A 13,711-nucleotide genomic window follows, 5' to 3' on the forward strand; every position below is an offset into this window, starting at 1 on the left:
GGTATGTCCTAGTCGTTGAACCTTCTCCAGAGTTTCCTCACAGGAGCTTGGCTGCTGATTGCCCATTGTAGCATCTTTCCTTTTTTCACGCCGTCACGCCTGCCGTTTCCAGCTTCGTTGTGGCAAGGAAAGCTTTAGGGCTTCCCAGCAATTCACCCAGTCATCCTCTTAGCCGTTTCCAGCTAAGACGCCCTTCCAATCAAATTACCGAAGTAGTTGCAATACGCCTTGTGGCATTTGATTGGATTGAGCCAACATTGCTTGTGCTGCTTGAGAAAGAATGTTGTTTTTCGTAAACTCCATCATTTCTTTCGCCATCGTGCGAACATTTGCTTTCGCAAATGACTAGACTATCTCTTCACCCGCTAGCTTTTCGCTAGGTAGGGGCCGGGCACTTCGAATGATGTAGGACGATGGAGCATCCTACTCACCCTACGGACTTCATCACCATAGCTCTCGCCTTAGGCGGTATGTCCTAGTCGTTGAACCTTCTCCAGAGTTTCCTCACAGGAGCTTGGCTGCTCGGTTGCCCAATCCTTTGACTTTTTAAGCCATCACGCTTGCCGTTTCCAGCTTCGTTGTGGCGCCAAAGGCTCTCAGGGGTTTCCAGCAATTCACCCGGTGATACTCCCAACCGTTTCCAGTTAGGACGACTGTGCTTGTCACCGCTTATGCGGCTAAAGCATAATCTACGTCACGAATACGAGATTCTGCAGCTGTTAAGTTTTCTGCAGCTGTGCCTAAGTTATTGATTGTGTGTTCTAGGCGGTTTTGGTAAGAACCTAGCTGAGCGCGTTCATCTGAAACTTGTTTAATAGCATTATCAAGCACATCAAGGGCTGCGTTTGCATTCGCTTTTGTATCAATGCTTGTAGCGCTCACTTTTGTAGCACCGCCAAGCGCTGTTGCGCGCATGTCAGAGATTGATATGTTCATTTTTTGACCGCTGTTAGCACCAATTTGCAAATCAATTGACCCAGTTGAAGTTACATCAAAAGTATTATTTGCGCTAATATTAGTGATGCTACTGTTAATTTCTACACTGATACCTAATGAGCCAAAGTTAATTTCTTTTGTGTCAAATCCCGTAGGTGCCCCACCGTAGTTAATTGTTTCGGATTTTCCTGCTCCGTTGTTTACAGTGATCGTGCCTGCTGTTGTATCAACAGTAATACTATAACCATTCAACACTTCTGCCCCGTTTGATTTAATGTTGACGATACCATTTCCTGTTGTCAAGTTACTACCGACGTTAGCGATGCTTGAGCTTAACGATCCATTGAGCAATTTCTGCGTGTTAAATTCCGTTGTGTTACCAATTCGAGTAATTTCAGTAGATAATTGTTGATATTCTTTGTTTAACGCAGCTCGATCATCGTCTGTGTTTGTATCGTTTTGGGCTTGAACTGTAAGCTCACGCATACGCTGTAGAATAGCATGAACTTCGTTTAATCCACCTTCAGCAGTTTGAATTAACGAGATGCCATCTTGCGCGTTGCGAGAAGCTTGCTCTAATCCACGAATTTGTCCGCGCATTTTTTCTGAAATCGCAAGACCTGCTGCGTCATCACCTGCACGGTTAATACGAAGACCAGAAGAAAGTTTTTCCATATTTTTCGCGGCATTTGAGTTGCCAATTGTCAATTGACGATACGTATTTAACGCTGCAATGTTGTGGTTAATTCTCATTGTTTCTTCCTCCTTGAATTTGTTTTCCCCACGTCCGTGTGGTTTTTGGTTGGCAAGATGGAAGTCGGCCGCCCTTCTTTCTTGCTCTCGTGTTTATTATCGGCTTGTTTTTTCAAAGTTTAATAGGTTGCGAAAAAAATTTTATACTTTAATGTCAAGAAATTGTGAAAACGGCGATGGTTGTTGAATTTCTTTGACGATGCGTGCTGGATCGTCTTTATGTTTGTTAACAATTTCGTTTAATGCTTGTTCGGCGATCGCTTTATTGTCTTGAACGATGCGTGCGATGACGCCAGGGATTTGAACACCGCCGATGCTAACGCTCATTGTTTTTTCCCTCCTTTCTTTAATTGATCAGATAACTGTTGAAGCGAAGTCATAGAGGCGAGTGATGCGGCATTGTTTTCTTGTTGGATGGCGAGATATATTTCTTTTCGATGCACATCGATATGTTTCGGTGCGCGAATACCGAGCTTCACTTGATCGCCGTCGATGGCGAGAACGACGACTTCGATGTCATCGCCAATTTGAATCGCTTCTTTTAATTTGCGCGTTAACACCAACATGTCCTCGCCTCCTTATTTCGCCTCAACCGTTTCTGGAAACAAGCGATGTTTCGTTTTATACGGTGTATTTGTTAAAATGACTTGCTTGCCGATTCGTTCGTGAACGTTAATGACGACAGGCGCTTGTAAGTTCGCTGTCGTATTTGTAAACGGTTCTGCGACCGTCAAAATGACGTATAGCGCCACATCGTTTTCTTTTTTTATTTTCAATTGATCGCACGTTGCATCGTCTAGCTCGATTTCGTATGTTGGGAAATACGAAAATGGCTCAATCATGACAAACGCTACGTATTTATTTTGCACTGATTGTAAAATCGTAAATGGCGAATCGTGAATCGGCAACAATGCAAATTGTTTTTCATGTTCAAAGCCCGGTAGCCCGCTTTCAAACGAGACGATTGCCATGTCGGAAAGTTGAACCGTTCCATGATATTTCGTTTCAATGTTCATGTTCATCCCTCATTTATACGGTCACGTCAATGCGCAAGTTGTTGTGACGCGCTAAGTCAATATGCACAACGTTTTGTTTATAATCGATTTGTACAGGGCGCGGTTCGATATGAATGCGAGCACTAAACGTTTGCCAATTCATCTCGATGCGCCCTTGTTCAAAACCGATTTTTACGCTAAATGGGCGTGGAATAAGCCCAACGTTATAGTCAAAAGGTGGACGCTCGCTGTTTGCTTGCGCTTGCATCGCAAGCACATCACCACCTTGTTCGATACGCATGAGTTCATCGCCTTGTATCGCTGTCGTTTCTAAATACGATAGCCAGCTCGCATACCCTTCTTGCGCCGCTTCCTCAATGCGGCGAAAAATATGTTTTAAATCGACATCCGCACGAGCCTCTGTTTGATCGATGGTGAGGCGCGGCGGAGTTGTTTTCATCTCAAGCTGCGGTTTCGGTTGTTCAATCGACAGCTCGGCATGCTGTTGGCGCATATGCATATATCCGTGCTCAACCGTAATGGATAATTGCGGAAACGTCGCTTGCATCGTCAGTTGTGGGATTTTCATTTCAACTCATCCCCTTAACGTAAAAAATCAACGAGCGTCGGTTGAATGATGCGGGCCCCGACAGAGAGTGCTGCACGATGCACACTTTCTTGCGACTTTAATTCTGTAATAATTTTTTCAATGTCCGCATCTTCGTTATCAGAAATCATTCGTTTGGCGATCAGTTGTTGTTCCGATAAACGCTGTTCCACGAGCTCTAAACGATTGACGCGCGCACCAAGCTCTGCACGCTCTGCGAGTACATCGTTTATATGTGTGTCTAATTGGGAAAGCAAGTTGTCTAAATTGCTCATTGGATTAGTTAGTTCGTTTTGAATTTGCTGTAACGTATCGAACAATCCTTGGTTAAATACATTGTTAGGCGTGACGTTAATTTTTAGTTTAACTCCTTTTGCTACTTCGACCGTAAAATCATCGTTGTTGTTAGTAACGGTTGGTGGGGCACCGTCTGCCACAGGCGCTTGTTCAATTTTTGTGCCGTTAAAAATATATTTACCTGCTACTTTCGTGTTAGCGACTTGTACTAAGTCTTTTTTCAGCTGTTCAATTTCGCGGGCGATCGCTTGGCGGTCTTCTTGACCGAGCGTGCCGTTTTTCGCTTGTACGACAAGCTCACGAGCACGTTGCAATACGTTTGTCGTATGATTAAGCGCCGATTCCGAATTTTCCATCCACGTATACGCTTCGGAAAGGTTGCGTTGAAACTGCTCGATTTCCGTTAAACTTGTACGATAATGCATCCCTTTCATTGCGACGACTGGATCTTCAGACGGACGGTGAATTTTTTTTCCTGTTGCTAGTTGTTGTTGATACGTACCGAGTTTATCGTAGCTTTTACTCACGTTGCGAAGCGTATTGTTCGCAAGCATCATTTGTGTGACGCGCATTTACCGTTCACCTACCTTCCGACGATGCCCATATTATTAATAATTTTATCCAACATTTGATCGATCATTGTAATCATGCGCGCCGAAGCGTTATATGCATGTTGAAATTTCATCATGTTCATCATTTCTTCATCGAGCGATACGGAACTGACCGCCATACGCCGCTCGTCAACCGATTGACGAAGCACTTCGCTATTTTCCGATAACCGTTTCGCTTCTTGGGCGTTCACCGCCATTTGTCCAATTAAACTTTCATAAAAGTTTTGAATCGTTGTTGTGTTTCCTGCGATATTCATCGTTCCATTTTTTACTTCGGCTAACGCTTGCGCATTGCTTCCGTCACCGATTTGGCCTGTTCCTGACGCGGCAATATTGTCAAGCGAATCTTTAATGATTTGTGCAACATCAAATGTTCCCGCAGGATCATTAAGATCGTAAGTGAAAAATGATTTCCCATCCTTTGTATTGTTTTTTATCTCCGTTACACTCCATCCATTTGAATGAACGGTATTAAACTCATCTGCAAACGCCTTTGCCATAGCATTTAAACCACTTAGCATATCAGGATATAATCCCTTCGTCGTTGTGCCTCCATCTTCGCTATACCCATACGAATAAAGAAGAGCGCCTATTTTTCCATTTTCCTTCAAACGTTCAAATGTTGAAAACGTTGTATTACCGAGCGAGAAGCCAACAATTGGTCCTGTTTTTGTGATATTGTCTTGATAGCTCAGTTGAAGCTCATTTACTTGTCCTAATCGTCCATCAACAAGCGTGCCAATCACGGTGCTTCCTGTTCGATCCACTAATTCTACCGTAAAGCGTCCTTCGGCAATTTTTAACGCGCTACCGCCACTTGGCACAGGTGTGACTTTCACATTTACATATTGCGACAGTTCATCTAACAGCCGATTTCGTTCATCATATAAATCGTTTGGTAAATACCCGTGCACTTCGACTTCGCTAATTTGTTTGTTTATATCGTTGAGCTGACGGGCTAATGAGTTAACAGCTTTAACCGTTACATCAAGTTCATTTTTTATATCGTCACGAATCGATTTTAGTGAACTTGATAAATAATGAAACGTCTCTGCGACCGCCATGCCGCGCTGACGAACGACGGAACGTGCGCCAGAGTTTGAAGGGTTTACCGCTAAATCTTGAAGCGATTGCCAGAAACGATCAAGCGTTTTTGCCAGCCCTTCATCTGATGGTTCGTTCATAATTTCTTCCATTTTATACAATGCTTCTGCGCGCGTATTCCAATAGCCGTATTTCATATTTTCGCCGCGATATTGGACGTCTAAAAACTCTTCGCGCATCCGTTGCACTGTGCCGCCTTCTACACCCGTTCCCATTTGCCCTGGTATAACGGGACGGTTTTTCGAAGCAAACGGATATGGCGGCGTTTGTTCAAAGTTTACCCGTTGGCGCGAGTAACCCGGTGTGTTGGCGTTTGCGATATTATGCCCCGTAACGTATAGCGCTTGTTGTTGGGCAGTCATCCCGCGCCGTACCGTTTCTAAACCATGAAATGTTGAAAGCACAAAAAAACCTCCTTACGTTTTTGCTTCAAACGACGACCGTGGCGGCAAATCATCCGCTCTCTTCGGATCATACGTCACATCTTGTTCGTTCGGTATCATCAAATCTAATGTAAAATGAATAAATTGGAGCGATTGTTGCAATAGTTGCATATTCAGTTCGTTTTGCTCTTTTAATCGTGTGACGGTGACGCTTAACTCGTCTGCTAGATGAAGAAGTGTCGCTCGCTCGTTTTCTTCCACCTGTTCAGCATATCGGCTCACCGTTCGTTCTTCTTCAGGTAGATGTGAAAGAAAGCCCATTCGTTCGCTTTCTAGCTGCCGAATGGCCATCACATATTTTTGTTCTTTCGTCATCATTTGTTGTAACGTATGAATGTCGCCTTTTTTAATTGCTTCTGTTTTTTGTTCTGCTAGCTGCAATAAACCACGATGAAACGAAAGCAATTTTTGCATCACATCAATCATGTTTGCTCGCTCCATTATCGTTTATAATAACGCAATACGCTTTCTGCAATCGCTCGTGCGTCAATCGCATACGTACCTGCTTCAACTTCTGATTTTAACCGCTCCACTTTTTCTAACCGTTCCGAAGAAAATTTCGCTGCTTCTTGCAGTTCTTTCGCCGCGCTTGAAATTTCAACTTGATCCATCTTTTTTGTCGCTTTTGTCTGTTTTTCGACACGTGACGTCCGTTCATATGGGTTAACGTTCATCTGTTGAATACGATGAATTTTCATATTTCCACCTCACTTTTTCGCGCCTTGTTTTCTTATATTTATTATCGACAAAAAGAAAAAAATGTTTAGTCATCTTTGCGTCGCTCAGTAAAATACGTCGTCTGGCGTTTCGCTTGTTTTTGTCGCTCTTCCTCTTGTTGAATTTTCGTCATCTCTTTTTGAATGCCACCAATACATTTAGCACATAAACGTCCCTCGCGAATCGTTGCCCCACACTTTTCACACGGATAACCGAGGTTTGGAAAATGAACGAGCTGCAACCGTCCTTTTTTAATCCATTTAATAATTAATGCTTCTTCTACCCCAGTCGCATCAACAACTTGAGACATCGTTGCTGTGCGATTCTCCCGTTTCCGAATAAATGCATACACTTTTTCAAACAATTTTTCTTCCTCTTTATAACATGCGTCACATACGTCGCGAAATTGCGTCCGCACAAACAAACTTCCGCATTTTGGGCAGTTATCAAGCATTCCCTCATCCCCCTCACGTATATATGTTAATAATCAATCCTTGAATTTCACCGACAAGCCCAAGCAGATCAAGCCCCTTCTTCTCTTTTTCTAATACGGCGTTTGTCAGTTCAACGAGCTTTTGATCGACTTCTTTCACAAGCTTATAAATTTTCGTCCGCCCCCCGCGGCTAAACCCGCGCTGTTCTTCAAGCTGCAAACTATTTTTTACCGCATCGTCTAAAAATTGTTTCACAAGCTTCTTATATTTTTTTAAATCTTCCACCGTTTGCGAATCAGCTAACTTTTTTCCTTGCGCTTCAATTTCTTGCGCCATCGTTTGAAAACGTTCGAACAACACGTCGCTTTTTTTCTTATGCATCACTTCGGTAAACGACACCGATTCCATCGGCGCATCGTCTTTTTTCTCGACGCGATTTAACGACGCCCGCGACACTTTATGCACTTCCATCATCGTTCACACCTTTTTCTTTTTATTATGCCACACGTACAAAAAAAGGGCGAGGTCGCTTTGACCTACCCTTTTATTCATTAGCTTTTTAACAATTGCAAAATTCCTTGCGGCAACTGGTTCGATTGCGCCAGCATCGCCTGTGCCGCTTGGTTTAAAATGTTATTTTTCGTAAAGTTCGTCATCTCCATCGCCATATCTGTATCGCGAATGCGTGACTCCGCAGACGTTAAATTTTCATGCGCTGTTTTTAAGTTGTTGATTGTGTGCTCGAGACGGTTTTGGTAAGCGCCGAGCTTGCCGCGTTCTTCGGATACTCTGCGGATAGCTTCGTCAATAGCTACAATCGCAGATTGAGCTGATGCATGATCGGTTACTGTTACTGAATCAATTCCTAATCCTGTCGTGGTCATGTCGCTTATGCTTAATCCAACCACTTGACCTTCATTTGCACCAATTTGGAAGTTGCTTTCTGTTCCAGTAATTTCAACATCACCATTTAAACTATTCAGCGTATAAGCGCCATTTGTAGTAACCGTAATCAATGAAACTCCTGTGTATTTGCTGTTCGTGCTATCCCAGCCTTTAAAGGTAATGGAACCTGCACCGTCCACAGCCAAATCGGTCGCTTTTCCGATTACTGTACTGCTACTATCTCTTAACTCATAAACGTTATCTGTACCATTCCAAGTGATTGTATAAGTACCTGCTTTCAAACCACCGCCAGTTGTGATATTAGCCACCCCTGTTACCGATAAAGCAGTCGTTTTCGATGAATCTTGATCCACTTTTGTTCCAAAAGTTCCATCAAGCAATGCCGTTTTGTTAAAATCGGTTGATGTCGCTACACGTGTAATTTCTGTTTTCAACTGTTGAATTTCTTGGTCTAATGCTGCGCGATCTTCAGCTGTATTTGTATCGTTAGATGCTTGCACCGCTAGCTCGCGCATCCGCTGAAGCATGCTATGAACAGAGCTTAGCGCCCCCTCCGCTGTTTGAATTAACGAAATAGCATCTAACGCGTTGCGTTCTGCGACTTCTAATCCGCGAATTTGCGAGCGCATTTTTTCGGAAATGGCTAACCCTGCTGCATCGTCTGCTGCGCGGTTAATGCGTAAACCAGAGGAAAGTTTTTCTAAGTTTTTCGCTGTATTCGATTGGTTGACCGCTAAGTTACGATAAGCGTTTAAGGCTTGAATGTTATGGTTAATTCTCATTTTTGCCTCTCCTTTACTCTGTCATAATAAATTGTTCATATGTCGCTGCTTTTTTTGCCGCAACGTTTGTTGTCGGTTGTTTTTTTAGTGCCTCGTTCCATGCTGTCGCAATGTCTTTGGCGATCGTTAACACTTCTTGCATCATTGTTACGTCTTTTTTCATATTGGCATCGATGAGACGCTCGGCCATATAGTTGTATAACGCATCTAATTGATGAGCGATAATGCCTGCGTCATAATTTAACCCAACACCTAGTCGTTGTAAAATATCGTTTGCTTTTTGCAATCGTTTATTGGCGTGAATGTAGTCGCCTTTTTTTGTGCTTGCGATCGCTTCTTCTACACTTTCAATTAACCCTTCATAAAGTAGCGCTGTTAATTGTTGCGGCGTTTTTTTATACACCGCTTCTTCTGTTAAAAATTCCACGCGCTCACTCTCCTTTTATCGTTCACCTACTTTATTTATCGTCACGATTTTTCAATGTTTAATAGTTTCGTTCCATTTTTTCAATTAAAATTAAAATTTCTGCAATAACGGCATACAATTGCGGTGGAATCGTATCACCAAGGTCAAGATCAAGCAAATGTTGGACGAGCGCAGCATCTTGTTCAATCGGTATTCCGTTTTGTTTAGCAAGTTCAATAATCTTTTCTGCCACATAGCCGCGCCCGTGGGCGACGACGGTCGGCGCTTTATCTCCTTGTTCATAGCGAATGACTGCCGCCGACGGGCCGTTTATTTCTCGCTTTCGCTTTTGGTTAAAGTACATCATATCGTGAAATCATATCCTTTCTCCGTCCATGTTGCCCGTTTCGGCTCGTTCATTTTTTCTTCTTTTTTCTCAAACGTCGTAAATTGTACGTGACCGACGCGGTAGCCGATGTCTTCCAACCTTTTTGTCGCCGTTTCGATGAGCGGACGCATGCGCTCCGCAAAATCTTCGCGGTCGTTGCGAAACGTCACCGAAATCGTTCGTTCATTGGCACTTAACAACACACCGACATCGCCAAGCTTTTTCGTTTCGAGTAAAAAGTATAAACTGCAGTTTTCCCAGTCAACTCGTTTTCCGTCGTTTCGCGCATTGACATATACTTTCACATCTTTTACTTCCTTTTGTAGCAACAACGGGATCGTAAAAAAGAGCGTTTGCATCGCACTTCCTTGATCGTTTTTATTGAGCAGCTGTTGCCCGGTCATATTCGCCAACGCTTGTTCCGTTTGTTTCGCCACTTCTCCACCTGTCTGCGCCAATTTCATGAGAAGGCCTTTCATCGTCTCTTCCGATTGTTTGCTTTCACTGTTAAACACGAGTGCATTCGCCATATCGGTTTCATGCATCAAGCCGAGGCGGTGAATCGTTTGCAGCATATGGCGCGCGGACGGCTCAGGCTGAACGATTTCGTTCCATTGCGTCAGCAGTGCTTGTTCTGGTGTTTGTTGTTTCAGCGACTGCGCTTGAACAAAATGTTTTACTTTCACATCTGACGGTTTAAATTGCATTTGTTCGAGCGTACTTTTTACTTGCTTCACGATTTTTTGTGCTTCTGCCATTTGTCCTTTATCTAGCAGCTTTTTCGCCTCCGCCAATTGTGAACTGGCTTGCAGCAATTTTTTCTCCATCGTCATATCCGCAAACAACATCGCATCGCTTTTTAAAATTGTTTGGTCAAGCTGTTTAATCGTCGTTTCTAGCAATTGCTTTGCTTGCGGTCGCGCCGCTTGCTTGTATTGAGTAATGAGATGATCGATTGCATCTAGATTGCGCATCATATCACGCTTCGTTTGTTGGAACTGTTTCGTCGCTTCTGCCATCCGTTTCGTGACGGTTTGCACGATAATATCTTTTGATTGCAAGCCGAGCGCAGCTAACGATTCGTACGCCGCATCAGCAAGTGAGGAAGCATCATTTGTCGGCAACGTCGTTTCCATTCGTTGAAGCGCTTCGACGACCGTTTGTCTTGCGGCCATTTCTCTCCCGTTTTCTGCAAGCTCATCAGCACGAGCAAACGCTTCATGAAGTGACGGTTCCATATGTTGAGCGAGTTGCGCACGCGCCATTTGCAAAGCTTCTTTGACATTTGGCTCTTTTTGTATCATTTTTATTGCTTGAGTGATCATCGCGCGAACGTCGTTTGTTGCACGTTGTTCATTTTGTATTGTCGCAATCGCCGTTAAAAGCTGTTCGCGTTGTTTGTCGAGCATTTGTGTAACTTGCTGAAGCGTTTGTACCATATTTGCTTGCTTCGAAAGTGTCGCATCACCTTGAAGCTCACGAACCGCTTCTGTCAGCGTCATCGTTTGTTGTTCAAGGTGATCGGCAATCATATTTGCACGATTGATATATTCAGGCGCAAGCTGTTGTTCGATGGTACGTAACGTTTGTACGAGCTTTTGCTGTGCCTCTGCACCATGACCAACCGCTTCAAATAATTTTGCTTGATTTAATGCACGCACCACTTTCTCTGCTTGCTCTGCTGGTAATGTCAGAGCCACCTCTCTCACTTGCGGCTCTACCGCTTTCACATTTGGGGCGTTTTCGACTTGTTTCCGCACCTCTGCCACTTGTTTTAGCTGTGCTTCTTTTGTTTCTACCTTTGTCACTGGAGTATTCGTTCGTACCGCTTCTTTCGCTGTCCGCACCACTTCCGCTGTCGCTTCTTCCTCTACCGTACGCAACGCTTGAATCAACTGTTGACGAGCTTCCATGCTGCGTCCCATTGCCTCTTGCTGTTTCGACTGCTCAAGTGCACGAATTACTTTCTCTGCTTCGTTCGCTCGTAATGTACGAGCGACTTCCCTCACTTGTGGCTCTACTGCTTTCACCATCGGAGCGTTTTCTACTTGTTTTCGTACCTCTGCCACTTGTTTCAGCTGGGCTTCTTGCACGTCCACTTTCGTCGCTGGAGTATTTGCTCGTACAGCTTCTTTCGCTGTTCGTACGACGTCCGCAACCACATCTTCTTCCATCCCACGTAGTGCCTGCATGAGCTGTTGACGAGCTTCCATGCTGCGTCCCATTGCCTCTTGCTGTTTCGACTGCTCAAGTGCACGAATTACTTTTTCTCCCTGTTCCGTTGGTAATGTACGAGCCACTTCTCTCACTTGTGGCTCCACTGCTTTCACATTCGATGCACTTTCCGCTTGTTTCCACACTTCAGTAACTTGCTTTAATTGGGATTCTTTTGCTTCCAACGCCGTGGTTGGCGCATTCGCTCGGACCACTTCTTTTGCTGTCCGCACCACGTCCGCAACCGCTTCTTCCTCCACCGTACGTAATGCCTGCACCAACTGTTGACGGGCTTCCACGCTGCGTCCCATTGTCTCTTGCTGTTTCGACTGCTCAAGTGCACGAATCACTTTTTCTGCTTCGTTCGCTCGTAATGTACGAGCGACTTCCCTCACTTGTGACTCTACTGCTTTCACCATCGGAGCGTTTTCTGCTTGCTTTCGTACCTCTGCCACTTGTTTCAGCCGGGCTTCTTGCACGTCCACTTTCGTCACTGGAGTATTTGCTCGTACCACTTCTTTCGCTGTGCGCACCACGTCCGCAACCACCTCTTCTTCCACCCCACGTAGTGCCTGCATGAGCTGTTGACGAGCTTCCACACTTCGCCCAACCGTCTCCAGCTGTTTCGCCTGTTCAAGCGCACGAACTACTTTCTCTGCTTCGTTCGCTCGTAATGTACGAGCGACTTCCCTCACTTGTGGCTCTACTGCTTTCACAGTCGGCGCGCTTTCCGCTTGCTTACGTACCTCGACCACTTGTTTTAGTTTGGCTTCTTGGAGTTCTACTTTCGCTATTGGCGCGTTCGTACGCAACGTTTCTTTCATTTCTGCCTCTGTTTTTTGTCCTATCGCACGCAACGCTTGAATAAGATCGTTTTTTGCTTTTTCTCCTAATTGTTGTACACGTTCAATCGCTTCATACAATTCATTCGCTTCATACAATTCATTCGCTTCCATGCGCGGCAACACCGTTTCTTTCAACTGACGAACAGCGTCTTCTATATTGCGAGCAGTGCGCACGATGCGTTTCGCTTCATCGACGACTTGCTTTTGTACAGGTGAGGACGGTTGTACCGGAACGTCTTCCTTCTTCTCTACAGAAACAAACGCTTCAAGCAATCGTTGTTTGGCACTAAGTGGTTGGCCTGAGCGATACAACTGTTCTGCCTCTTGCAACGCTGGACCGAGCGTTTGACGAACGACGTCGCTTCCTTTTGCTACAGCGATCGCTTTGGCAACAATCGGCTCGCGTTCAATTTGTTGACGCATGATTTGCAACTGTTTTTCTTGCGTCGTCGCCCGTTCTGTTTGTACGTCATTCGTTTTCTTTTCGTTCACTTCTGCCATAGCGACCGCTTGCATAATGCGGCTGCGGGCAAACGATTCATGACCTCTCTCTTTCAGTACAGCCGCTTCACGAACAGCTTTCGCGATCTCCTCATGCCCGTTTTCTTCGGCAAACTGTTTCGTCCATTCAATGACGCGGTCTATATTTTTTTCTTGTTGTAGCTGTGTACGTAATTGACTAACCGTTTGCGACGATTGTTTTGCGATTGGAGTAAATGAAAAATGTGCGTCAATGGCGCGCACGATATCATGTAACGACTCGCTGAACGGCTTGCCGTGGAGCGCTTCATGAACCGTTTGTAACTGCTTCAATGTCATATCAAGCTTTTTACTTGCGGCAATTTGAATCGTTTCTAATTTTTGTTCAACCGTTCCTTTTCCTTCTGCTAAAAATGTACGCAATGCCTCTACCGTTTCGCGAGTGAACGGCAGTTGCTTTTGAGCGATGATCGTTGCCGCTTGGCGAAGTTCAGGCGTTTCAAACGTTTCAAGTGATGATGGGGAAGTAGGTGTCACAACCTTTCCTTCGACCACATCTCCATTGCCACCTGTCACTTGCACTTTCACTCTTCCAGAAGGCGGCACGTCTCCTTCAAAACGAAACCGAATGTCAACCCCTCGCAATTGCACGATTGCTTCTTTTTCACTTACTTGCTCTTTCACGACCGCTTCATACACATCTCCGGCTTTTAACGTCACAGTCGTTGACGATGAGGATGCCGAGCGATAATGTCCGTATCCGCGAATTTCCATAACGACCCATCTCCGTTCT

Annotated in this window: 15 protein-coding genes and 1 pseudogene; all 16 read right to left on the minus strand. The window is 44.7% G+C overall.

Annotated features, from left to right (window positions below; all coding sequences use genetic code 11):
* Positions 1–204: 204 nt before the first annotated feature.
* A pseudogene (locus CS060_RS08560) lies at positions 205–318 on the minus strand (flagellin); the annotation flags it as partial.
* Positions 319–669: 351 nt separating this feature from the next.
* Positions 670–1,689: a flagellin N-terminal helical domain-containing protein gene (locus CS060_RS08565; protein WP_035047211.1), complete on the minus strand. Its 1,020-nt coding sequence runs from the start codon at positions 1,687–1,689 to the stop codon at positions 670–672.
* 141 nt (positions 1,690–1,830) lie between these two features.
* The gene (locus CS060_RS08570; RefSeq protein ID WP_035047206.1) at positions 1,831–2,016 is read right to left on the minus strand and encodes a hypothetical protein; all 186 of its coding nucleotides are present in this window, start codon (positions 2,014–2,016) and stop codon (positions 1,831–1,833) included.
* Complete coding sequence (gene csrA / locus CS060_RS08575) at positions 2,013–2,255, minus strand: carbon storage regulator CsrA (protein WP_035047201.1); 243 nt, start codon at positions 2,253–2,255, stop codon at positions 2,013–2,015. The genes CS060_RS08570 and csrA overlap by 4 nt, the downstream gene beginning before the upstream one ends.
* Before the next feature lie 12 nt (positions 2,256–2,267).
* The gene (gene fliW, locus CS060_RS08580) at positions 2,268–2,705 is read right to left on the minus strand and encodes a flagellar assembly protein FliW (RefSeq protein WP_035047198.1); all 438 of its coding nucleotides are present in this window, start codon (positions 2,703–2,705) and stop codon (positions 2,268–2,270) included.
* Between the two features lie 13 nt (positions 2,706–2,718).
* On the minus strand, positions 2,719–3,273 hold the full coding sequence (locus tag CS060_RS08585) for a DUF6470 family protein (protein WP_035047195.1): 555 nt from the start codon (positions 3,271–3,273) through the stop codon (positions 2,719–2,721).
* Between the two features lie 14 nt (positions 3,274–3,287).
* On the minus strand, positions 3,288–4,160 hold the full coding sequence (flgL, locus tag CS060_RS08590; protein ID WP_035047193.1) for a flagellar hook-associated protein FlgL: 873 nt from the start codon (positions 4,158–4,160) through the stop codon (positions 3,288–3,290).
* A gap of 11 nt (positions 4,161–4,171) precedes the next feature.
* Positions 4,172–5,707, minus strand: coding sequence for a flagellar hook-associated protein FlgK (gene flgK, locus CS060_RS08595; RefSeq protein ID WP_035047191.1), 1,536 nt, complete (start codon positions 5,705–5,707; stop codon positions 4,172–4,174).
* A 12-nt stretch (positions 5,708–5,719) separates the two neighbouring features.
* On the minus strand, positions 5,720–6,187 hold the full coding sequence (locus CS060_RS08600; protein ID WP_255350568.1) for a flagellar protein FlgN: 468 nt from the start codon (positions 6,185–6,187) through the stop codon (positions 5,720–5,722).
* Positions 6,187–6,444 (minus strand): flagellar biosynthesis anti-sigma factor FlgM, encoded by a 258-nt coding sequence (gene flgM, locus CS060_RS08605; protein ID WP_035047189.1) that lies wholly within the window; start codon positions 6,442–6,444, stop codon positions 6,187–6,189. Before flgM ends, CS060_RS08600 begins: the two co-directional genes overlap by 1 nt.
* A gap of 65 nt (positions 6,445–6,509) precedes the next feature.
* Positions 6,510–6,917, minus strand: a complete 408-nt coding sequence (locus CS060_RS08610; protein ID WP_035047186.1) for a TIGR03826 family flagellar region protein — start codon at positions 6,915–6,917, stop codon at positions 6,510–6,512.
* A gap of 13 nt (positions 6,918–6,930) precedes the next feature.
* On the minus strand, positions 6,931–7,368 hold the full coding sequence (locus CS060_RS08615; protein WP_035047245.1) for a YaaR family protein: 438 nt from the start codon (positions 7,366–7,368) through the stop codon (positions 6,931–6,933).
* Positions 7,369–7,448: 80 nt separating this feature from the next.
* Complete coding sequence (locus tag CS060_RS08620) at positions 7,449–8,585, minus strand: flagellin N-terminal helical domain-containing protein (protein WP_035046434.1); 1,137 nt, start codon at positions 8,583–8,585, stop codon at positions 7,449–7,451.
* Between the two features lie 13 nt (positions 8,586–8,598).
* The gene (fliS, locus tag CS060_RS08625; RefSeq protein WP_035046432.1) at positions 8,599–9,012 is read right to left on the minus strand and encodes a flagellar export chaperone FliS; all 414 of its coding nucleotides are present in this window, start codon (positions 9,010–9,012) and stop codon (positions 8,599–8,601) included.
* A 58-nt stretch (positions 9,013–9,070) separates the two neighbouring features.
* Positions 9,071–9,358, minus strand: coding sequence for an EscU/YscU/HrcU family type III secretion system export apparatus switch protein (locus CS060_RS08630; protein ID WP_035046430.1), 288 nt, complete (start codon positions 9,356–9,358; stop codon positions 9,071–9,073).
* Positions 9,355–13,692, minus strand: a complete 4,338-nt coding sequence (locus CS060_RS08635; protein ID WP_035046428.1) for a hypothetical protein — start codon at positions 13,690–13,692, stop codon at positions 9,355–9,357. Before CS060_RS08635 ends, CS060_RS08630 begins: the two co-directional genes overlap by 4 nt.
* Positions 13,693–13,711: the final 19 nt, after the last annotated feature.

This window comes from Anoxybacillus flavithermus, assembly GCF_002742685.1.
In the GTDB taxonomy this organism is placed as follows: Bacteria; Bacillota; Bacilli; order Bacillales; family Anoxybacillaceae; genus Anoxybacillus; species Anoxybacillus flavithermus_E.